We start from the raw sequence: 21,526 nt of genomic DNA, 5'->3' as shown, positions 1-21,526 counted from the left end.
GAGTACCCACTCGCGCTCCGCCCCACGGGTCGGCGCCGGTGATTTCGCACACGATTTCCCCGATGGGAAGTTCGTGCCCGGCTTCATCGCGCGCGTCGCACCTGTCGGCGAGGTGCGGCGGGTCGCCGACCGGCTCGGCGCGGGCGGGCCGTGAAAATCCGGCGAGATTCTCGGCGTCGACTGTCAGGATGGCCGGATGTACGAGCACACGCTCACCGACGGAACCGTCTGGCTCACCCGCCCGACCGGGGCCGATATCGACCGCATCGTCGAGTGCTGTCAGGACCCTGATGTGCAGCGCTGGACCACGGTCCCCGTCCCGTATCACCGCTGCGATACCGAGGAATTCCTCGACCGGGTCGTGGCCCCCGGCTGGGCGGACAACGCGCCGGTCTGGGCGATCCGCACCGCCGAGGACGGCCGGGTCGAGGGCATGGTCGGCCTGCATACGCGCGGGCCCGGCACCTGTGAGATCGGCTTCTGGCTCACCCCAGCGCACCGTGGCCGCGGGCTGATGTCGCGGACGATCAACCTGGTCTGCGACTTCGGTTTCGACGCCGACGGTCTCGCCCTCGACCGGATCATGTGGCGCGCGATCGTGGGCAATATCGCCTCGGCCGCCGCCGTCCGCCGCAACGGCTTCCACTACGAGGGGATGGCTCGATCGGGCGGGGTGCAGCGCGGAGCGCGGGTCGACGAATGGGTCGCGGCGCGCCTGCCCACCGACCCCGCCGTGCCGGTCGACGGGTGGCCCACCGAGGCCGGTGCCGACGGCCGATAACGCGCGGTTCGACCAGTTCGCCGACACCCCGCCCACCGCGCAACTCACCGAACGTCACCGGCTACCAACCGCCCGAGCCCTGTGGTGAACGATCAGTTCGGGCGGTTGGTGGCTCGGCGAGCCGTTCCCCGGTGAGCGGAGATCGTGGTGGGATCTTCGGGCCAGGCGTGTTTGGGGTAGCGGCCGCGAAGGTCGGCGCGGACCTGTGGCCAGCCGTTTTTCCAGAAGGAGGCCAGGTCGGCGGTGACAGCGACGGGGCGCTGAGCTGGGGACAGCAGGTGCAGCAGGATGGGGGCTCGGCCGTCGGCGAGGGTGGGCGGGTCGGTCCAGCCGAAGATCTCCTGGACCTTGACCGCGAGGATCGGCTGATCCGCGGAGTAGTCGACGCGAACGCGGCTGCCGGAGGGGACTTCCAGGCGTTCGGGGGCCAGTTCGTCCAGGCGGGTGGCGGCGGGCCACGGGAGCAGGCGGCGCAGCGCGGTGCCCGCGTCGAGGCGGGCGAGGTCGGCACGGCGGCGGGCGGTGGATAATTCGGGGCCGAGCCAGACATCGAGGTCGGCGAGGAGTGCGCCGTCGTCGACGGCGGGCCACGGCGCGCCGAGCGTGCGATGCAGGAAACCGAGACGCTGACGCAGACTGCGCGCGTCCTCGCTCCAGCGCAGCAGGCCCAATCCTTCGGCCTGAATCCCCTGCCGCACAGCCTGTTCCACCAGCGCCTGCTCGGGCTGACGTATTGGCTTCTCCGACAGGACGATCGCGCCCAATCGCTCCACCCGCCGGGCCACCACATCACCGCCGTCCCACCGCACCTCATCGGCCACGACCACCAACCCCGGCGCGGCTTCCCGAGCGAGATCCTCATCGGCGACGGCCGCCAGCCGGATTCGGCCTTCGGCCCGCCCGGGATCACGATCGGCCACCGCCACCGCCAGCCACTCCGCCGCTGCCAGCCCCGACCCCGGCGGCAGCGTCACCGCGGTACCGCCCGCCATGAGAAAGGTGGACGACCCGCTCGCCCGCCGTCGAGCCAACCGCTCCGGCTGCGCCAGCGCGATCAACAGCGCCGCGACCTCCGTTCCGGAGTCACCATCACCCGGTCGACCGGCCACCGAGCCCGAGTTCGATACCTCTGACGAGACATCGACCCGCGCCCCGCCGGAGCTCGACCCCGCACGCCGACCTGCCCCACGCGAGCCGTCAGCCTGTGTGCCGCCGGCAAGCGGTTGGCGGGTCTCGTCGCCGGATGACGTGTTCGTGACGAGTCGAGTCAGGCGCTGAACTTCGCGGGTCCAGCGGGGTGGGCGTCCCCTGCGGAGGGTACGCAGGGCTGCCGCCGCGTCGGCGGTGTCGGCGAGGGAGTCGTCGTCCATCAGCACGACCATTTCCGCGGCGGCTCTCGCACCGACTCGGGCGGCGCCGTCGAGGAGCGCGCGGGCGAGGCGGGGGTGAAGGCCGAGCTCGGCCATGGCCTTGCCGCGCGCAGTGATGTGGTCGGCATCATCGAGGGCGCCGAGGGCGCGCAGGACGGCGCGGGCAGCCGCGAGGCCACCTTCGGGCGGGGCGTCCCACCAGGCGAGGCCGGCGCCGTCGGGGGTGCCCCAGCAAGCCAATTCCAGTGCGAGACGGGTGAGTTCGGCGGTCCGGATCTCGGGTTCGGGATAGGCGGGCAGGGTTTGGTGTTCGTATTCGGGCCAGCAACGCCACGCGTGGCCGGGTGCTTCGCGGCCGGCGCGGCCCGCGCGCTGCTCGGCCACGGCAGCCGAGACACGCACTGTCGCAAGACCGGAAAGGCCGCGCCGGTGATCGACACGGGAGACGCGGGACAGGCCCGAATCGACGACAGCGCGCACGCCGGGAACGGTGAGGCTGGATTCGGCTACGGCAGTGGACAAGACCACTCGCCGCCGCGATCCCGGCCGGAGCGCGAGGTCCTGGGCCGCACCCGCGAGTCTGCCGTGCAGCGGGACTACGTCGACCCCGTCGAGCTCGCGCAAGAGCCCTGCCGTGCGGTTGATCTCGCCGACACCGGGCAGGAAGACGAGCACATCACCGTCGATGGTGGCCAGCGCCGTGCGGGTAGCCCGCGCGACCTGCGCTTCGATCCGCTCGCGGGGCAGGACGGACAGGTAGTCCACCTCGACCGGATAGGTCCGCCCGTGTACTTCCAGAACCGGGGCACGCGAATCTCCGGGCCCGGTCTCCCCGGTGCCGAGCAGCTGTGCCAGACGATCCGCGGCCACTGTCGCCGACGTTGCCAGCACCCGCAGATCCGGTCGCAACCCCGACCGCGCGTCGAGCAGCAGCGCCAACAGCAGATCGGCGTCCAGATGCCGCTCGTGACATTCGTCGAGCACCACCGTGGCGACCCCCACCAACTCCGGGTCGCTCTGCAACCGTCGCACCAACAACCCCGAGGTCACCACTTCGATCCGCGTCCGCGCGCCGGCCTTCCGATCCCCGCGGACCGCGTACCCCACGGTCTCTCCCACCCGCTCCCCCAGCAATGCCGCCATCCGCGCCGCGGCCGCCCGTGCCGCCAACCGTCGCGGCTCGGCCACCACGATCTTCCCCGCCGACCCGGCCGCCAGCGCCAACGGCACCAATGTGGTCTTGCCGGTGCCGGGCGGCGCGACCAGCACCGCGACACCGCGCTCGGCCAGCGTCGACGTGATCCGGTCCAGCGCCGGTCGCACCGGAAGGTCAGGCAGTTCGGGAAGCTTCATCACCGACCAGTCTGCCGGAAAGGTATTTCCCGATCCGCGATCGCTGGTTACCCTGCGGGAGATGAGCATCGAGTTCGCGTTGACCACGCTCGTCATCGTCGCCACGCCCGGTACCGGCGTTCTGTTCACCCTGGCGGCGGGGCTTTCCCGAGGGACGAGGGCGAGCGTGATCGCTGCCTTCGGGTGCACGTTGGGGATCGTTCCGCACATGATCGCGGCGATCACGGGGCTGGCCGCGCTGTTGAACACCAGCGCGGTCGCGTTCCAGACCTTGAAGTACCTGGGTGTCGCGTATCTGCTGTACATGGCGTGGAATACGTTGCGGGACAAGGGCGCACTGGCGATTCCGGAGCAGCGCACTGCGGTGGAGCCCTCGGCGCGGCAGGTCGTCACCTCGGCGGTGTTGCTCAATATCCTGAACCCGAAGCTGACGATCTTCTTCTTCGCGTTCCTGCCGCAGTTCGTGCCGACCGGCGCACCGAACGCGCTGGGTCGCATGCTCGAGCTCAGCGGACTGTTCATGCTGGCCACGTTCGTGGTGTTCGCGGGCTACGGGGCAGTCGCCGCCGCGATGCGCACCTATGTGCTGTCGCGACCGGTGGTGGTCCGGTGGATGCGGCGGGTGTTCGGCGTCTCCTTCGTCGCCCTCGCGGGACGCCTCGCGGTACAGAACCAGTAGACACAGCAGTGCGGGCCCCGGAATCCGAGGCCCGCACTGTCGGTCGACGGTATTACCCGCGGCGCGTGGCCACCGCGTCGGCCAAACGGTCGAGCTGGGTAGCGGTGGTGTTCCAGTCGATGCACGCGTCGGTGATGGACTGGCCGTAGGTCAGGTCGTCGGCCTTGCCGAGGGTCAGGTCCTGGCGACCCGCGACGAGGAACGACTCCAGCATCACGCCGACCACGCCCTGCTCGCCCGCGGCGATCCGGTCGGCGATGTCGGTGACGACGTCGACCTGCTTGTTGTGGTCCTTGTTGCTGTTGCCGTGGCTGGCGTCGACGACCAGGCGCTGGGCCAGCGACGACTTCTCCAGGCGCAGCTTGGCCTCGGCGCAGGACGCGGCGTCGAAGTTGGTGCCGTTGCTGCCGCCGCGCAGGATGACGTGGCAGTCGGGGTTGCCCGAGGTGCGGATCAGCGCGGAGCGGCCGTCGAGGTCGGTGCCGGGGAAGACGTGGCTGGCGGCGGCGGCGCGCACACCGTCGACCGCGACCTGCACGTCACCGTCGGTGCCGTTCTTGATGCCGACCGGCATCGACAGCGCCGAGGACAGCTGCCGGTGCACCTGGCTGGCGGCGGTGCGGGCACCGATCGCGCCGTAGGAGACCAGGTCGGCGATGTACTGCGGAGTGATCGGGTCGAGGAACTCACACGCGACCGGCAGGCCGAGGGCGGTGATGTCGACGAGCACCTTGCGGCCGATGCCGAGGCCGGTGTTCACGTCGAACGAGCCGTCCAGGTGGGGATCGTTGATCAGACCCTTCCAGCCCAGCGTGGTGCGCGGCTTCTCGAAGTACACGCGCATCACGATGTGCAGCCGGTCGCTCAGCTCGGCGGCCTTCTCGGCCAGCTTGCGGGCGTATTCCAGCGCGGCGGCGGGGTCGTGCACCGAACACGGGCCGACGATCACCATGAGGCGGTCGTCGTCGCCGTTGAGCACGTCGACGGTGGCCTTGCGGCCCGAACGGACGGTGTCGGCGAGGGCGTCGGTGATCTGGTGGACCATGCGGACCTCGGCGGGCGAGCGCAGAGGGCTCACGCTGAGGGTGCGCTGGTCGTCGAGATCAGAATGCCGCGAGTCGACATCGGCTGCGGTGGTCATGAGATGTGGGTCCTTTTCGTTAAGAGGCCGACCCACGGAAATCGCTACCGTCGAGCCGGGCGTTATCCGGCTCGAGGTGGAGGAAGTCAGCGCGCAGGGTCGCAGACCGGCCCACCCAGGGCCGGATAGCTAAACCAGAAATATGCGCGCTGCATGCCGTGGACTGTACCACCGGTAAAACGCCGAAAGGTGAGCCATGGTTGCCCGACGTGTGGACCATCACATCGCGCCCCTCCGCCGAACCGGCGCGAAGCCCTTGACCTCTACCTTGCTCGAGCTTCTAGCGTCGATGGTCGAGGAAAGGAAAACGACTGTGACAACATTGGTTACGGGCGCGACCGGCAACACCGGCCGCCAGGTGGTACGGGAACTCGTCAGCCGTGGCGAGAAGGTCAGGGCGGTGACCCGCGACGCCGACGCCGCACGCGCACTCCTCGGCCCGGAGGTGGAACTGTTCACCGGGACCCACAACGTGCCGTCGACGCTCGACGATGCGTGGCACGGCGTCGAGCGATTGCATGTGACGGTGACCAACGGTCTCGCCGACGTGGGGGCCGAGCTGATCGGCAAGGCCATCGACGCCGGCGTGCGCCGCATCACCGTCGTCTGGGGTGGCGGGGTCGGCCCGGTCGAGCAGGCGATCGCGGAGTCCGGCGTGGAGTGGACGCGGCTCGAGCCGCAGGAGTTCATGTCGAACACGCTGACCTGGCTCGAGCCGATCCGGACCGACGGCGTGGTGCGGGAGCCGTACGCCCATCCGAGCGCGCTGGTGCACGAGGCCGATATCGGCGCGGTGGCCGCCGTCGCACTGCTGGAAGACGGGCATGCGGGCCGCGCGTACAACCTCACCGGTCCCCAGGCGCTCACACCGCCGGAGCGGCTCGCGATTCTGGGGCAGGCGGCGGGCCGCGAGATCGCCTTCGCCACGATCACCCATCGGCAAGCGGTCGAACGGCTGACTGCGACCGGGGTCTCGCAGGCCGACGCCGATTATGTGATCGGCTGGTACGCCGAGTCGAGTCCCGAGTCGTACACGGTCGACCCGACGGTGGAACAGGTACTCGGCCGACCCGCGCGCACCTTCGCGCAGTGGGCGGCCGAGCACGGGCACCGGTTCGCTTGATCAGCTCCACTGACCGGGGACATAGTCACCGGCCGGGGTGTGGGCGATGGCGTTGAGCCGGTTCCAGGCGTTGATCATCGCGATGGCGGCGATCAGACCCGCGATCTGGTCGTCGTCGTAGTGCTTGCGGACCTGGGCGAAGGTGTCGTCGGAGACGTGGCCGCCGTCGGCGGTGCGGGTCGCTTCCTCGGTGAGGGCGAGGGCGGCCCGCTCCGCCTCGGTGAAGACATTGGTCTCCCGCCAGGCGGCGACCAGGTTGATCCGCACCGCGGTCTCGCCCGCGTGGGCGGCGTCCTTGGTGTGCATGTCGACGCAGTAGCTGCAGCCGTTGATCTGCGAAGCCCGGATCTTCACCAGTTCATAGGTGGCCTTGGGCAGCGGTGAATCGTCGATGACCTTGCCCGCCATGACCATTCGCTTGCTGAAGCTCGCGGTGATGGCGTTGCCGTAGAGGTTGAAGCGCGCTTCCATGATGACTCCTTCGTCGTGGGGTTCACAGAGACGACGAGGCAGCCGCGCACGGTGTGACATCGGCGCGTGTGACGCCGATCACCGAATCAGATCAGGCCGCAGAGCTTCTCGGAGAGCTCCCACAGTTCGGAGGCGACCGTGCGATCCTTCGCCGAGCGCGCACTGCCCGCGAGGGCAGGGTTGCCGCGCAGCCCGAGGAAGCCGTCGGGGCCGTAGAACGCGCCGGGCGTTACATCGGCGGTGGCGGCGAACAGCGTGGGCAGCGCACCCTCTTGCGCGGTGGGAGCGAGCGTGCGGTTACCCAGCCACATGATCGCGTCCTGGATGGACTCGGTGTGGGACATGAGTTCGGTCGCGGCGTAACCGGGATGCGCGGCCACCGAGATCACCGCGGCGCCCTCACCGGCCAGGCGGCGCTGCAACTCGAAGGCGAACATCAGATTGGCCAGCTTGGACTGGCCGTACGCGAGCCAGCGGTCGTAGCGGCGCTGCTCCCAGTTGGGATCGGCCAGATCGATCCTGCCGATACGGTGCGCGACGCTCGACACCGTCACCACCCGATCGGTGAGGCGATCCAGCAACAGGTTGGTGAGCGCGAAGTGGCCGAGATGGTTGGTGCCGAACTGCATTTCGAAACCGTCGGCGGTACGACGCAACGGCAGAGCCATGACACCGGCGTTGTTGATCAGCACGTCCACGCGCTCGATCGAATCGGCGAAGGCGCGCACCGAGTTCAGGTTCGCCAGGTCGAGTTCACGGACTTCGGTCGCACCGCGCAGCCCCGCGGCCACCCGCTCGGCCTTGGCGGTGTCGCGACAGGCCAGGATCACGCGCGCACCCGCCTCGGACAGCGCCCGCGCGGTGGCGGCGCCCAGACCGCTGTTGGCACCGGTGACGATAATCGTGCGGCCGGTCTGGTCCGGCAGGTTCGCGGTAGTCCACTTGCTCACTGGTGAAAGTCTAACGACGCTGGGGAAATGCGCGAATCGGCAAGGGCCGGTGCGGGGTTCGCCCCAGCGTCAGGTGTCGGCATCAGGACTGCGCGAGGATCTCGTCGTCGGTCATCGCGGCGACTTCCAGATACAGGCCGGCGACCGCGTCCAGCCTGCCGGCGGCACCGGATTCCGCTTCCCGCCGCAACATCCGTGCCGCGAGACCTTCGATGGTGCGGGCGGTGAACAGGTCGGCGACGATGGTGTCGGGGGCATCGAGCCATTCGCGGATGCGGGCCACCGCGGTGGTGGCGAGCACCGAATCGCCGCCGAGGGCGAAGAAGTCGTCGGTGACGCCGATCTGGTCGGTGACCAGCACCTCGGCGACGACCGCGGCGAGCGCGCGTTCGAGATCGGTGCGCGGCGCCACGAATTCCTCGGTGCCCTCGCCCTTGTCGAGGACCGCGCGGATGGCCTTGCGGTCCGGCTTGGCGTTCGAGGTGAGCGGCAGCTCGGCCAGCAGTTCGAGCCGGGTCGGCACCATGTAGACCGGGACCAGCTCGGCGGTCGCGGCGAGCACCGTGTCGACGTCGAGGACCGTGCCGGGGGTCGGCACCACCAGCGCGACCAGTTTCGGGGCGGCCGTTCCGACCACCGCGGCGACCGCGTGGCGAACACCGGGCACGGCGCGCAGTGCGCTCTCCACCTCACCCAGCTCCACCCGGTAGCCCCGGATCTTCACCTGGTGGTCGGCGCGGCCGAGGAACTCCAGGCCGCCGTCGGGCAGGTAGCGGGCCAGGTCGCCGGTGCGGTACCAGCGCAGACCCTCGTGGGTGACGAAACGGTCGGCGGTGCGATCCGGGTCGCCGCGGTAACCGGTGGCCACACCGTCCCCACCGATCCACAGCTCGCCGCTGACCCAATCGGGGCAGTCGTTGCCCGCCGGGCCGACGACGCGGCACTGCACGTTGCGCAACGGGGTGCCGTAGGGGACGGCGGTCCATTCGACGGGAACCCGCGCGTCGACGACCTCGCAGATGGTGGAGTGGATCGCGGTTTCGGTGGCGCCGCCGAGACCGGCGAAACGACTGTTCGGGGCCACTGCGGCCAGACGTGCGGGGAGGGCGACGTCAACCCAGTCACCGCCGAGGATCACCGTGCGAAGTGAGGTGAGGGGCCCGGACGGCGTGGCGGTAGTGGATCCGGTGCCCGGGTCGAGCTGCGACGCCGGGGCGGCGGTGAGCAGCATGTCGAGCAGGCTCGGTACACAGTTGAGCAGCGAAATCTGGTGGCGGCGAACGAGTTCGACCCAGACGGCGGGATCGGTACGCTGCGCGTCGTCGACGGTGACCACCGCGCCACCTGCGGCGAGCAGACCGAAGATGTCGTAGACGGAGAGGTCGAATTCGAGCGCCGAGAGGGCAAGCGCCCGGTCGGCCGGGCCGAGGTCGAAGCGCTCGTTGAGGTCGTCGATCGTGTTCATCGCGGCGCGATGCGGCACCTCGACGCCCTTGGGCTTGCCGGTGGAGCCCGAGGTGAACAGCACGTAGGCGGTGTTCTCCGGATCGCCGAAGACGGGGCGCGCCAACGGTTCCGCGTGCGTGCGAGCCTCGGCGAGGTCGATCGCGCGGGCGTCGGGAATCCGCGCACCGCCGACCGTGAGCACGGCGACAGCGTCTGCGGTGCTGAGGATTTCGGCGCGACGAGCGGCGGGCTGATCGAACCCGATCGGCACGTACACCGCACCCGCCGCGAGCACACCGAGCACCGCGACGACCTGGTCGGGGCCCTTCGGCAGCTGTACCGCGACCGAATCACCGGGCGTCACACCGGCTTCCCGCAACGCACCGGCCACCGCCAGCGCGTCGGCGGCCAGCTCGCCATAGGTCAGCTGCCCGGTCGGCTCCCACAGCACGGCGGGCGCGGACGGATTCGTGGCCGCGTTCGCGAAGAACCCGGTGTGCAGCAGCCCGCCGCTCACCGGCCCCGCGGTGGCGTTCACACGGGCCCGAGTAGCGGCCTGCTCCACCGGAATCCGTACACCGGCCTCGGCCTGCCACCCCGCTCCCCCGGCGAATCGTGTATGCCCGGCCGCCGCGGGCACCACCGGCGAGGTCTCCTCGGCCCCAGCGGGCTCGACTGCTGTCGGCTGCGCACCGCCGGACTCCGACGAATCGGCCGATGCCTCGGCGAGTTCGGAAGGCCGGCCGCCGAGACGTTCGATCGCTTCGATGTAGCGGGCGAACATAGCGTCGACGACGCCGGCGGGGAAGGCGGATTCGCGAATGTCCCAGTTCAGCAGCAGACCGCCGCGGACCTCGGTGATCTGGGCGTCGAGGAGGACCTGTGGGCCCTGGGAGATGATCCAGACGGGGTCGCCGAAGGTGTCGGTGACGGTGTCGGGGAAGAGTTCGCCGAGGTTGAGGGCACTGGTGTAGACGATGGGAGCCAGGACCGGTTCCCCGCGATGACGGCCGAGGTCGCGCAGGACCTCCAGGCCGGAGTACGCGGAGTGCGCGCCTGCCTCGTGCAGGCGTTGCTGCAGGGCGCGGGCACGGTCGGCGACGGTGGCGGGCGCGGTGACATCGACTTCCAGCAGGACCGAGGAGGTGAAGTCGCCGACGACACCGTCGACCTGCGGGTGCACCGGTTCACGGTGGAACAGTGGCAGATTCAGCAGGAAGCGGCGCTGGGCCGACCAGCCGCCGATGGTTTCGGCGAACACCGAGGCCAGGGCCATCGCCGGGGTGATGCCGCGGGCGTGGGCGGCGTCGAAGACCTGCGCTTTGGCCTGGGGGGAGAGCCAGCGGTGCAGGCGGATCGTGCGGTTGGGATCCGAGATGTGCTGGGCCGACGGCAGTTCCGGCGCACCCGGCAGCTCGCTCAGGCGATCCTGCCACCAGGCGCGGTCGCGGGCCCGCTCGTCGGCGAGGGCGCGCGCACCCTGCCCCTGGCCCGCGGCCGCGTCGGGCTGCGGTGCGGCGGCGTTGTCCGAACCGTGGGTCGCGGCGCTGTCGCGCCGGTGCTCGGCCAGGTACTGGCGGAAGGTGTAGTCCTGCGGCGGAAGCTGTTCGCCGTGGTAGAGCCGGGCGAGGTCGGTGATGAGGATGCGGTAGCTCATCGCGTCGGCGGCGAGCATGTCGACATCGAGGTGCAGGCGGGTGCGGCCGTCGGCGAGGCGCGTCAGCGCGATATCGATCACCTGGCCGTCTTCCACCGCCATCCGCTGATGCGTCCGCGCGCTGCGCAACTGCGCCAGCCGCTGCTCGGCTTCGTCGGCGGAGGCCTCGCGCAGATCGGTCACGCCGAACACCGCGCGGCCGGGCCGGTCGAGGGTCTGCTGGGTGCCGTCGGGCAGGAACCTGGTGCGCAGCATGGGATGGCGAGACAGCAGTTGCTCGACCGCCTGCTCGAGCCGCTCGGGATACACATCGGCGCCGTCGAATTCGACGTAGAGATGTGCCGCCACACCGCCGAGTTCCTGCGCGTCGGAGCGGCCGATCCAGTACGCGTGCTGCATCGGCGCGAGCGCGAACGGCGTGCCGTCGTCGGGAACGATCAGGGGTTCGCTCGCGGACGTGTCGAGCTCGCGGGCGGATTCCCCGGTGGCCGGTTCGACGGCGTCCGGCACGCCGCCACGTGCCGCGAGGTCCTCGGGGTCCGCCCCGTTGAGCAGGGCGTGCCAGGCGTCGACCGTGGGGTGGGCGGCCAGCAGGGCGAAGTTCACGGCGATGCCGCGCTTGCGCCAGGCGCCCGCGAGCTTCATGGTGCGGATGGAGTCGAGGCCGAGCTGGATCAGGTCGTCGGCCTCGGCGACGGCCTCGGGGGTGATGTCGAGATGGCGGGCGATCGCGGCACGGATCTCGGCGCGGTCGATCCCGGCGCCGCCTGTGGGTGCTGTCTCCATCTGCCGATCACTCCTTGCTCGCCGCCCAGCCGGGACGGATTCGGTACTGCCCGGCGGCAGCCTACTCCATTGAGATAGGGTTGCCTAACCTATGCAGCATTCTATGCGGTCGGACCCGCGGCACCAGCCGCCGAGAATTCAGTGAGGCAGTACGTGACGTCGACATCGGCAACCGGCCACCACGAGGGCTACGTCCCCTTTCCCGAAGCCGCCGCGCAGGAGTACCGGGCCGCGGGCTATTGGACCGGGCGAACGCTCGGCGACCTCCTCCGCGACACCGCACGGACCCAGCCACAGCGACCCGCGGTGCTCAGCGACGCCGGTGCGCAGACCTACGCCGAACTCGATGCCGCCGCCGATCGGATGGCGCACGGATTGCTGGCCCTCGGCATCGCTCCCGGTGACCGCGTGATCGTGCAGCTGCCGAACATCCCCGAGTTCGCGACGGCCCTGTTCGGTGTGCTGCGCGCGGGGATCATCCCCGTCCTCACCCTGCCCGCGCACCGCCGCGCCGAGATCGAGCACCTGGCCGCGCTGTCCGAAGCGGTCGCCTACCTCATCCCCGACCACCTCGGCGACTTCGACTACCGCGAGCTGGCCACCACCGTGCAGCAAGCGGTGCCGAGCCTGCGCCACGTACTGGTAGCAGGAGATCCTGACAACGGGGACGGCACGGCATCCGGATTCGTCGCGCTGGATTCGGTTGCTCGCGACGGTGATTCGCTGCCCGAGATCGATCCGTCCGACATCGCGGTGATGCTGGTCTCCGGCGGCACCACCGGCCTGCCGAAGCTGATCGCCCGCACCCACGACGACTACGTCTACAACGCGACCGCCAGCGCGCAGGTCTGCGAGCTCACCCCCGACGACGTCTACCTCACGACACTGCCCGCGGCGCACAACTTTCCGCTGGCCTGCCCCGGCATCCTCGGCACCGTCGCGACCGGCGGCGCCATCGCCTTCACCCTCGACCCCAGCCCCGAGGCCGCCTTCGCCGCGATCGAGAAGCACCGGGTGAGCGTCACCGGCGTCGTGCCGCCGCTGGCCCAATTGTGGAGTGCGGCCGTGGATTGGGAAGACGCCGACCTGAGCTCGTTGCGCTTGCTCCAGGTGGGCGGCGCGCGACTGGCCGAGGTGAACGCCCGCGATGTCGAGCCCGCACTGGGCTGCACCCTGCAGCAGGTGTTCGGGATGGCCGAGGGGCTGCTCAACTACACCCGTCTCGACGATGACAAAGAGTTGGTGTACACCACACAGGGCCGCCCGCTCTCCCCCGCCGACGAACTGCGCGTCGTCGACGCCGACGGCAACGACGTCGCCCAGGGCGAAGAGGGCGAACTGCTCACCCGTGGCCCCTACACGCTGCGCGGGTATTACCGTGCGCCCGAGCACAACGCGCGCGCCTTCACTCCCGACGGCTTCTACCGCAGCGGCGACCTCGTCCGCCGACTGCCCAGCGGCCACCTCGTCGTGAGCGGCCGGATCAAGGACGTGATCAACCGCGGTGGCGAGAACATCTCCTGCGATGAGCTCGAGGAGCACCTGCTCGCTCACCCCGCCGTCCGCCATGCCGCCGCGGTCGGCCTGCCCGACGCCTCGCTGGGCGAAAAGGCCTGCGTGGTCCTGGTAGTCACCGGCGAGCTACCCGCCCTCGGGGAGATCAAGTCCTTCCTCACCGAACGCGGCCTGGCCACCTACAAGCTCCCCGACCTGGTCCGGCAGGCGGACGCCCTGCCGATCACCGCGGTCGGCAAGATCGACAAGAAGGCGCTGCGAGCCCTGCACGGCTGATACGCGAAACGGCGGCCCACCCCGCGAAGGGTGGGCCGCCGTTCGACTCCGAGGATCAGGCTTTGTAAGCCTTGACCACGTAAGGCGCTACGCTGCCCAGCTTCTCGCAGGTCTCCTCGAACTCACGCTCGGGGCGCGACTGCCCCACGATTCCGGCACCGGCGCGCAACCACGCACCCTCACCGGTCTGGTAGATCGCCCGCAGTACCAGCGTCGCCTCGAGCGCGCCGGTCGGCGAAACGCAGACCACCGCACCGGAATACAGCCCACGCGGATCGTGATCGTTGCGGAACACCGAGTCGACGCCCGCGCGCTTGGGGATACCGGAGGCGGTCACCGACGGGAACAGCACCTCGAGCGCGTCCCACGCGGTGCGGTCGGCGGCCAGGGTGCCACGCACGGTGGACGCCAGGTGCTGCACGCTGCCGCGCTCGCGCACGGCCATGAAATCGGAGACCGCCGACGTGCCCGGCACAGCCACCTCCGCGATCTCGGCGAAGGAGGTCTGCACCGAGATCGCGTGCTCCACGATCTCCTTCGGGTCCGCGAGCAGGTCGGCGCGGGCGGCATCGTCGGCTTCGGCACCGAGCCCGAATGCCCGCGTACCCGCCAGCGGTTCGGTGGTGACGATGCGATCGTCGTCGACCGAGGCCACCAGCTCGGGGCTGAACCCGGCCGCTTCGAGCCCGCCCAGCCGCAGCAGGAACGAGCGGGCGGGCGTGTTGCCGGCCCGGCCGAGGCGATAGGTCGCCGGCACGTCCACCGGGAACGGCAGCTCGACCTTGCGCGACAGAATCACCTTCTGATAGCTGCCGGAACGGATTTCGGCGACCGCCGTGGCCACGCGCTGTTCGTAGTTCGTCGAGTCGGATCGCACGTCGACCGGCGTCGGCACCGGTAGGTCCACGCCCTGTGAGCCGGCGATCAGATCGTGGATGTCGCACGCCTCGCTCGGGGTGGCGCCGCTGATCCGCACGCCGGTGGCGTCGACGCGCACCTCGATTCGCGGAATCATCAGGTGCGCCAGCGAGGTGAGCGGATTGAGGTAGTGCGTCGCCGACAGCGAGTAGGCGCAGAATTCGAAGCCGATCCAGCCGTAGGCGTTGCGGCCGTCGAGCGGCAGGTCGGCCAGCGCGGTATCGATGGCGGTGGCCGGGCTGCCGGTCCAGGCGCGAGCGGTGGTCTCACCACCCCAGACAGTGCGCAGCTCACCGGCGTCGAGCTCCACGCTGCCGAGCGGATCGGCGGCAAACACCCACACACCGGGCTGTTCGTACATCACGTACTCACCGAATCGATCCGAGACGGCCAGACGTGACATCGCTGCCGCCGGGTCGGTCACATACTCCACCCGTACGGGTTGTTCCGTCGACGACAACGATCCTCCAAGGTAAAGCTGACCTAACTTTGCTTGGTTAGGTTAGCATTACCTCGCCGTTTGACCAGACCCGTGTTGGGTATTCTTCGCCACTTCCGTTCCACCGAGCAAACCGCCGGCACTGTCGCACCCCACCGGACATCCCCCGCTGTTCGCGCGTCGCGCAACGCGCTGTGGACCGAGTTCGGTGCGCCGAAGCAGATCTGCGGCTTGAATGGAGCAATGATCGACAAAGGTGGGCGGCGCGGCCCGCAGGCAGACTCGGTGGTCGCCCTGGTCGACGCGGCCTCCGGCGTCGAACGCGCGGTGATCGGCGACTGGATCGCCCAGGGTGGTCTCGGCAGGGAGATCGACTCCACGGCCCCGGTGACCCAGCTCGACCTCGACGCCAAAGCCATCACCAAACGCCTTGTCGGCAGGCACGACGACCCGCTGGTGGTGCCCGTCCGGGTGTTGTGGCTGCCGCCCGAACGCGACGGCGTGCGCCGGGTGACCTTCGCCGACCTGGCGATGCTCACCAATCCGCGCAAACCCAACCGGCTCGTCCAGCGCAGGCTGCTGCGCACCGAACCCGACCGCCACCGCGTGCTGGTCGGCGCACCCGCCCGGCTCAGCGCGCTGCGCACCAACAATCCCGAGGCCGCGGCGCTGTTGCGCGCGGGCTCGGCGGATCCGTTCGCGCGCGCGGTCGTACGCGCCGCCGTGGTCGCGCTCGAACGCGCCGAACGCACCGTCATCGGCGATCGCTACAAGGTGCCCCAGCTGGTGGCCGAGGAGATCCTCGACTCCCCCGAATTCCAGCGCAAGCTCGACTACATCGCCGACGAGATCGGCTCCGAACCCGACCAGGTGTACCGCAACGCGGAGAAGGCGCTACGCGAGCTCGTCGCCGCCCAGAGCCGGCTGGTCTCGGACCTGTTCACCCAGGCGATGCGACCGGTACACGCCTCGACCTGGAAGGTCGACACCGATCTGCGCGGCCTCGACGCGTTGCGCAAGCTCAACCGCAAGCACCCGCTGGTGTTCCTGCCCTCGCACCGCTCCTATGTCGACGCGTTCGTCCTGGGTGACGTGCTGGCGCGCAACGACTTTCCGCCCAACCATGTGATCGGCGGCGCGAACCTCAACTTCTGGCCGATGGGACCGATCGCGCGCCGCACGGGCACGGTGTTCATCCGGCGCAGCTTCGGCGACGACGAGGTCTACAAGGCGGTCGTCGAGGAATACTTCGCCTACCTGCTGGCCAAGCGATTCAATATGGAGTGGTACTTCGAGGGCGGGCGCACCAGGACGGGCAAGCTTCGCCCGCCGCGGTACGGACTACTCAACTACCTTGCCGCCGCGGTCCGTTCGCGGCGCGTCGACGACGTGATGCTGGTGCCGGTCTCGATCACCTACGAGCGGCTCAACGAGCTCGGGGCGATCGCGAGCGAACAGGCCGGCGGCACGAAGAAGGCCGAGGGCATCGGCTGGCTCGCGAAATATGTCCGGCTGCAGCAGCACTCGGCGGGACGGGTGTATGTGCGCTTCGGCGAGGCGCTTTCGGCACGCGAGCGTCTCGGCGTGCACGGCGACCCACTCGATCAGCGCCCGGTGACCATTCCGCTGCGCGATACCGAGACCGGTTCCGCCACCGTTCCCGATGAGAAAGCCGTGGCCGACGCCGAGCACAAAGCGGTGCAGCGCTTGGCTTTCGACATCGCGGTCGGCATCAATGAGGTCACCCCGATCACCGTCAACGCGCTGGTCACCCTGGCCTTGCTGGGCGTGCACGAACGGGCGCTCACCCTCGGGCAGGTGCGCACGGTGCTCGATCCGGTACTCGGCTACATCACCGTGCGCGGGCTACCGAGCGGCGAATTGTCCACGCTGCGCGACGAACAGGGTCTGCGAGTGGTGCTCGAGCAGCTCGCGCTCGCGGGTGTTGTCACCGTGTACCGCGGCGGGTTGGAGCCGGTGTACGCGATCGAACCCGGGGTTCACCTCGAGGCGGCGTTCTATCGCAACAGCGCGGTGCACTGGTTCGTCAACCGGGCCATCCTCGAGCTGGCCGCCCTGACCGCGGTGGAACAGCCGGGTGACGATCCGCTGCGGGCGGCGTGGAAGGCGGCCTTCGCGCTGCGCGATCTGCTCAAGTTCGAGTTCTTCTTCCCGGAACGGCAGGAGTTCGCCGAGCAGATCATCGAGGAAGTGCGCCTCATCGTGCCCGAATGGGACGAGCACACCCCCGACGACCGGCTGGATCGCCAATTCCTCGGCGCTGTCACCGAATCCGGGTTCGTGATGGCCCATCGGGTATTGCGATCGTTCTTCGACGCGCAGCTGGTGGTGGCCGAGCGTCTGGTGGCCCGCGCTGCCGACGCGACAATCGATCGCAAGGAATTCATCGACGAATGCGTGGCGGTCGGCAAGCAGATGCTGTTGCAGCAGCGGCTGCACAGCCCCGAATCGGTGTCGTCGGAACTGTTCACCAGTGCCTGGAAACTGGCCGACAACCACGGCCTCATCGCACCCGCCGCCGCGGGGGCCGAAGCCGAATTGATCGGCAAGCGCCAGGAATTCGCCGACCAGCTGCGTGATCTCGGAGAGCGCATCGCGCGGGCGGCCTCGCTCGATCCATCGAACAGGAACACGAACTGATGAGCACACTCGCCGAAGCAGTGTCCGCGATCCGGTCGGGTCCGCAGGGCGCACGGATCGCCGCGGTGTTCGATTTCGGGGGCACCGTCGTCGACGGCCTGCCGCGACGGGGACTGGCACGCAAGGTGTTCCGTCGTGGCGACGGCCGCCGGGCCACCCTGCTCGGCGGTATCCAGCGCGGTGGCAGCGATGGTGACTACGGACGCTTCCTGCAAGCCGTGGAACAGACCTGGGCGGGTGCCTCGGAGTCCGAGCTCGAGCAGCTGGGCCGCAAGGCTTTCGCCGAGCAGATCTACGGGCGACTGTTTCCCGAGGCGTGGCAGCTCGTCCGCGCGCACCAATTGGCCGGGCACACCGTGATCGTGGTCAGCGAGCTCACCCGATTCCAGGTCCGGCCCGTGGCCGAGCGGCTCGGCATCGACAACGTACTGTGCACGGAACTCGCCGTCCGCGACGGCGTTCTCACGGGCCACACGGCGGGCGCACCGCTGTGGCGCACCGGAAAAGCCACGGCGGTAGCCGAATTCGCCGCGGACCTGGAGGTCGGCTATGTCTATGCCGACAGCGTGACCGACCTGTCCCTGCTCGAACTCGCCACCCGGCCGACCGTGATCGACCCGGACCCCGCGCTGGCCGCGATCGCCATCGGCAACGACTGGCCCACCCTCACATTCCGGCTGCGCCGAGCTCCGCGCCCCGTCGACTACCTGCGCACCATCGCCGGCTTCGCCGGGCTCATCGGCGGTGCGCTGATCGGCGTACTTCGCAAGTCCCACACCGGCAAACGCCAGACGATGGCCGACGCGCTCATGCACGACGCCACCACCGCCACCCTGCGCGCGATCGACGTACAGCTGCGCGTGGTCGGAGCCGAGAACGCCCGCGCACCCAGGCCCGCGGTGTTCCTGTTCAACCACCAGAGCCAGTTCGACGTGATCATCGTCCCCAAGGTGCTCGACGGCGCGGTGACCGGCATCGGCAAGAAGGAACTCGCCAACCACCCCCTGTTCGGCCCGCTGATGCGGTTCGTCGGGGTCACCTTCATCGACCGCACCGACACCGAGCGCGCGAAAGCCGCACTCGCCCCGGTCGTTTCGACCCTGCGCGACGGGCTCTCGATCGCGGTCGCCCCGGAGGGAACGCGCTCGTTCACCCCCGGTGTCGGCCCGTTCAAGAAGGGCGCCTTCCATATCGCCATCCAGGCCGGCGTGCCGGTGATCCCGGTGGTGGTCCGCAATGCCGGCGAGATCGCCTGGCGGGATTCACCGATCGCCCGCCCCGGCATCGTCGACGTGGCGGTGCTGGCGCCGATCGACGTCTCCGGCTGGGACCCGGCCGACATGGACGCCGAGGTGGAAGGCGTTCGGCAGCTGTTCGAAACCACCCTGCTGAACTGGCCGGAAACCGACTGAGATCCGGCCGGGCGCGGTGGTGCGCCCGGCCGGACTCCCTCAGCTCTCGAACAATTGCTGCCCGAGGTAGTTCCCGGCCGCGGGGACGCCGGGCGGGATCGCGAACACGGCCGAGCCCACGGGGGTCGTCCATTCGTTCAGCGCGTCGAACTCCGCCAGCCGCTGCTGCACAGGCAGGAACTGGGCATCGACGTCGCGCTGGTAGGCGACGAACAGCAGTCCCGAATTCGACAGCTGCCCCGGGGCGGGCGCCTCGTCGTAGTTGAAACCGCGCCGCAGGAACCGTTCACCGTCGTGCGTGTGCCTGGCGCGGGCGACATGCGACGACGGCGGGATCACCGGGATGCCGTTGCGGTCCACCGCCGTCAGATCGGGTTCGTCGTGCTCGGCGGTGCCGGTGAGCGGCGCACCGGTGCTGACCTTTCTGCCGACGGTCAGTTCCCGGCCGTCGGCGTCGAGTTCGTCCCAGCGGTCCAGATCCATGGCGATCCGGCGCAGCACCAGCGAGGTGCCACCCGTCAGCCACGGCGTCGACGCGCCGTCGTCCCACACCAGACGATCGAAGTCGACCGTGCGCGGGGCGATGTTGACGGTGCCGTCGACCTGGCCCATGAGGTTGCGCATGGTCTGGCCGCGTGGCGCGTCCCGGAAGCCGCGCTGCACCCACCGCACCGTCACCAGCGACTTCACATGCTTGGACAGCACCCGCACCGCGTGCGCTACCGTCGTCGCTTCCTGAGCGCAGACCTGGAGCACCAGGTCCGCGCCGGTGTAGGCGGGCTCCAGCCGGTCGACGGGAAACGGCGGCAGCTGCCGCAGCCACCTCGGTCGTCGTGCCGTGAGACCGGTGACGGTGAACAGCTCGGGACCGAAACCGACCGTGACGGTGAGCCGGGCAGGCCGGGCCGCGAGTTCCGGTTCGGTGTCGGCCAGCGCGGGAACGCCCTGGGTGAGCCGCGACGCGTCGTCGGTCCAGATCCGGAGCAGGCCGACGACGTCCTCGCGTCCGACGCCGGGCGCGAGATCGAAACCGGCGAAGGCCACGTGGCCGGGTGGCGTGGTCTCGATGCCGGCCTGGTGCGCGCCGTAGAACGGAACAACGTCGAGCCCCTCGCCGGGTTCTCGTTCCCGATCCCGGAGACCGGCTGCGCCCCAGCTGATTCCGGCCGCACCGACGACACCCGCTGCCGCCGCTCCCCCGCCGAGCAACCGGCGGCGGGAGAGCCCGGCATGCGGATCAGCCACCGTGCGTCGGGTTCTCGGAGCCCGGCGTGTAATTCTCCTTGCCGCCCGCGAAATCGCGCACCTGGGCGCTGACGACAGTGCTCGAGCCGTCGGAGAAGGTCAGGGTGAGCGAGGTTTCCGCGCCGGTGCGCAGTGGCTGCAACAGATCCATGAACATCAGATGCTCGGCGCCGGGCTTCAGTGTCACTTCACCGTGCGCCGGGATGGTGATGCCGCCCTTCTTCGGACGCATGGTCTTGGCCCCGGTGCTGTCGGGCACGACCTCGTGGATCTCGACCCGGTCCGAGGCCGGGCTGGTCGCGGCGACCAGGGTGACCGGCACGTCCCCGGTGTTGCGCAGATTGCCGAAGGCGGCGGACATGCCGGAGTCGGCGGCCTTGATCCACTGGTCGCTCATCGTGATCCGGTCGCCCGCCGACGCGGGGGCAGCGGGCGCGGGTTCCGAACCCGAGCAGGCGGTGGAGAAGAGGGCGAGGACAGACAGTGCGGTCGCGGCACCGAGACGGCGGGCGACGCGGGGTGAACGCAGGTGGGTACGCGTGTACGCGGACATGGGGAACTCCGATCATCGGGATGGAATGGACCCCGGACCGGCCTGTCGGCACAGCGAATCATCCACCGGGACGGCGGATTTCGACGGCGTGGAGCTACGCCGGAACGGGGGTGAGTGTGGTCGCGCCCGTTCCGGGCGGACCACGCAGCCCGATGTCCGGTCGTAGGAGCAGTTGCCGGAGCACCGCGCGCTCGTCGGCGGCGGGTCGCCGGACCGCACGCGCGAGGGGACGCACGACCCCGGCCAGCACGAGGACCAGCTGGCGCACGCTGGTGATCGCCCGGCGTACTCCGACTTCGGCGGCGCGAATCGCGATCGCCCCGACCGGAATCGCGACCAGGTGCGCGAGCACCATCGCGGCCGAAAGGGGATGGTGCTGGACATGTCCCAGCGACATCGCGGTGTGCCCGACGCCCTGGCCGACAGCCAGCACCGCCATGGTCGAGACCGGACTGTGCCCGCGTGGCAGCGCGGAGACCACGACACCGATCAGGGCGCAGGCGGCGAACAGCAGGGCCATCGACGAGCCGGCGGGAAGGGCGGTAGCGCCACCGAGGCCGTGCGCGAGCACGGCGACCGCACCGGACGCGGCACCCACCGCCGCGCCGCGTAAGCGCGCGGTGTGATCCGTCGGTGAACGCACACAGCCATGCTACGACTACGTGTCGTAGACAACGGGATCAGGGCGTATGACCGGCGTCTCATCGGTGCCGCAGCCGAATTCCGAAGAAAGACTTGACCTTAACCATT

General features: G+C 69.8%; 15 protein-coding genes. 6 read left to right on the top strand and 9 right to left on the bottom strand.

All coding sequences use genetic code 11. The features are described 5' to 3' along the window. Nucleotides 1-196 precede the first annotated feature (196 nt). A complete protein-coding gene (locus ACFVVI_RS20900; protein WP_379315314.1) occupies nucleotides 197-781 on the top strand; it encodes a GNAT family N-acetyltransferase in 585 nt (194 codons plus the stop codon). 92 nt (nucleotides 782-873) lie between these two features. On the opposite strand, the gene ACFVVI_RS20895 is transcribed toward ACFVVI_RS20900, so the two are convergent. Beyond that, nucleotides 874-3,504 carry an ATP-dependent RNA helicase gene (locus ACFVVI_RS20895; protein WP_387446382.1) on the bottom strand — a complete coding sequence of 877 codons (2,631 nt, stop codon included), beginning with the start codon at nucleotides 3,502-3,504 and terminating at the stop codon, nucleotides 874-876. Between the two features lie 61 nt (nucleotides 3,505-3,565). Between ACFVVI_RS20895 and ACFVVI_RS20890 the strand changes: the two genes are divergently transcribed. Further along, a complete protein-coding gene (locus ACFVVI_RS20890) occupies nucleotides 3,566-4,183 on the top strand; it encodes a LysE family translocator (RefSeq protein WP_387446380.1) in 618 nt (205 codons plus the stop codon). 52 nt (nucleotides 4,184-4,235) lie between these two features. On the opposite strand, the gene ACFVVI_RS20885 is transcribed toward ACFVVI_RS20890, so the two are convergent. Beyond that, complete coding sequence (locus tag ACFVVI_RS20885; protein WP_379220174.1) at nucleotides 4,236-5,324, bottom strand: 3-deoxy-7-phosphoheptulonate synthase; 1,089 nt, start codon at nucleotides 5,322-5,324, stop codon at nucleotides 4,236-4,238. A gap of 313 nt (nucleotides 5,325-5,637) precedes the next feature. Here ACFVVI_RS20885 and ACFVVI_RS20880 point away from each other — a divergent pair, with 313 nt between their 5' ends. Next, nucleotides 5,638-6,447, top strand: a complete 810-nt coding sequence (locus tag ACFVVI_RS20880; RefSeq protein WP_387446378.1) for an NAD(P)H-binding protein — start codon at nucleotides 5,638-5,640, stop codon at nucleotides 6,445-6,447. Here the strand turns inward: ACFVVI_RS20880 and ACFVVI_RS20875 are convergent, their stop codons facing one another. From ACFVVI_RS20875 to ACFVVI_RS20865, 3 genes are all read right to left on the bottom strand, one after another. Then, on the bottom strand, nucleotides 6,448-6,918 hold the full coding sequence (locus tag ACFVVI_RS20875; RefSeq protein ID WP_378990531.1) for a carboxymuconolactone decarboxylase family protein: 471 nt from the start codon (nucleotides 6,916-6,918) through the stop codon (nucleotides 6,448-6,450). It lies immediately after the preceding gene. An 86-nt stretch (nucleotides 6,919-7,004) separates the two neighbouring features. Next, nucleotides 7,005-7,868, bottom strand: coding sequence for an oxidoreductase (locus tag ACFVVI_RS20870; RefSeq protein WP_378990532.1), 864 nt, complete (start codon nucleotides 7,866-7,868; stop codon nucleotides 7,005-7,007). 82 nt (nucleotides 7,869-7,950) lie between these two features. Then, the gene (locus ACFVVI_RS20865; RefSeq protein ID WP_387446377.1) at nucleotides 7,951-11,757 is read right to left on the bottom strand and encodes an amino acid adenylation domain-containing protein; all 3,807 of its coding nucleotides are present in this window, start codon (nucleotides 11,755-11,757) and stop codon (nucleotides 7,951-7,953) included. A gap of 153 nt (nucleotides 11,758-11,910) precedes the next feature. On the opposite strand from ACFVVI_RS20865, the gene ACFVVI_RS20860 reads away from it, so the two are divergent. Continuing rightward, nucleotides 11,911-13,548: a (2,3-dihydroxybenzoyl)adenylate synthase gene (locus tag ACFVVI_RS20860; RefSeq protein ID WP_378990534.1), complete on the top strand. Its 1,638-nt coding sequence runs from the start codon at nucleotides 11,911-11,913 to the stop codon at nucleotides 13,546-13,548. Between the two features lie 55 nt (nucleotides 13,549-13,603). On the opposite strand, the gene ACFVVI_RS20855 is transcribed toward ACFVVI_RS20860, so the two are convergent. Continuing rightward, nucleotides 13,604-14,899, bottom strand: coding sequence for a salicylate synthase (locus ACFVVI_RS20855; RefSeq protein WP_387446375.1), 1,296 nt, complete (start codon nucleotides 14,897-14,899; stop codon nucleotides 13,604-13,606). Nucleotides 14,900-15,148: 249 nt separating this feature from the next. Here ACFVVI_RS20855 and ACFVVI_RS20850 point away from each other — a divergent pair, with 249 nt between their 5' ends. Together ACFVVI_RS20850 and ACFVVI_RS20845 are read left to right on the top strand one after the other, a co-directional pair. Next, nucleotides 15,149-17,566: a glycerol-3-phosphate 1-O-acyltransferase gene (locus ACFVVI_RS20850; RefSeq protein ID WP_387446373.1), complete on the top strand. Its 2,418-nt coding sequence runs from the start codon at nucleotides 15,149-15,151 to the stop codon at nucleotides 17,564-17,566. Further along, nucleotides 17,566-18,978 (top strand): HAD-IB family hydrolase, encoded by a 1,413-nt coding sequence (locus ACFVVI_RS20845; protein WP_387446372.1) that lies wholly within the window; start codon nucleotides 17,566-17,568, stop codon nucleotides 18,976-18,978. The genes ACFVVI_RS20850 and ACFVVI_RS20845 overlap by 1 nt, the downstream gene beginning before the upstream one ends. Before the next feature lie 39 nt (nucleotides 18,979-19,017). Here the strand turns inward: ACFVVI_RS20845 and ACFVVI_RS20840 are convergent, their stop codons facing one another. The 3 genes from ACFVVI_RS20840 to ACFVVI_RS20830 form a co-directional block, all read right to left on the bottom strand. Continuing rightward, nucleotides 19,018-20,223, bottom strand: coding sequence for a Dyp-type peroxidase (locus ACFVVI_RS20840; protein ID WP_387446371.1), 1,206 nt, complete (start codon nucleotides 20,221-20,223; stop codon nucleotides 19,018-19,020). Then, nucleotides 20,216-20,776 (bottom strand): copper chaperone PCu(A)C, encoded by a 561-nt coding sequence (locus ACFVVI_RS20835; protein WP_387446369.1) that lies wholly within the window; start codon nucleotides 20,774-20,776, stop codon nucleotides 20,216-20,218. Before ACFVVI_RS20835 ends, ACFVVI_RS20840 begins: the two co-directional genes overlap by 8 nt. A 94-nt stretch (nucleotides 20,777-20,870) precedes the next feature. After that, nucleotides 20,871-21,419, bottom strand: a complete 549-nt coding sequence (locus tag ACFVVI_RS20830) for a hypothetical protein (RefSeq protein WP_387446368.1) — start codon at nucleotides 21,417-21,419, stop codon at nucleotides 20,871-20,873. Between the last annotated feature and the right edge of the window lie 107 nt (nucleotides 21,420-21,526).

It is taken from the genome of Nocardia sp. NPDC058114, from assembly GCF_042884695.1.
Taxonomy (GTDB): domain Bacteria; phylum Actinomycetota; class Actinomycetes; order Mycobacteriales; family Mycobacteriaceae; genus Nocardia.
This window is presented reverse-complemented; position numbering and strand designations above follow the sequence as displayed.

Coding starts and splice junctions, on each gene's coding strand:
- ACFVVI_RS20850 (WP_387446373.1), top strand. CDS start 15,149: ATGATCGACAAAGGTGGGCGGCGCGGCCCGCAGGCAGACTCGGTGGTC.
- ACFVVI_RS20885 (WP_379220174.1), bottom strand. CDS start 5,324: ATGACCACCGCAGCCGATGTCGACTCGCGGCATTCTGATCTCGACGAC.
- ACFVVI_RS20875 (WP_378990531.1), bottom strand. CDS start 6,918: ATGGAAGCGCGCTTCAACCTCTACGGCAACGCCATCACCGCGAGCTTC.
- ACFVVI_RS20900 (WP_379315314.1), top strand. CDS start 197: ATGTACGAGCACACGCTCACCGACGGAACCGTCTGGCTCACCCGCCCG.
- ACFVVI_RS20865 (WP_387446377.1), bottom strand. CDS start 11,757: ATGGAGACAGCACCCACAGGCGGCGCCGGGATCGACCGCGCCGAGATC.
- ACFVVI_RS20845 (WP_387446372.1), top strand. CDS start 17,566: ATGAGCACACTCGCCGAAGCAGTGTCCGCGATCCGGTCGGGTCCGCAG.
- ACFVVI_RS20895 (WP_387446382.1), bottom strand. CDS start 3,504: ATGAAGCTTCCCGAACTGCCTGACCTTCCGGTGCGACCGGCGCTGGAC.
- ACFVVI_RS20890 (WP_387446380.1), top strand. CDS start 3,566: ATGAGCATCGAGTTCGCGTTGACCACGCTCGTCATCGTCGCCACGCCC.
- ACFVVI_RS20835 (WP_387446369.1), bottom strand. CDS start 20,776: ATGTCCGCGTACACGCGTACCCACCTGCGTTCACCCCGCGTCGCCCGC.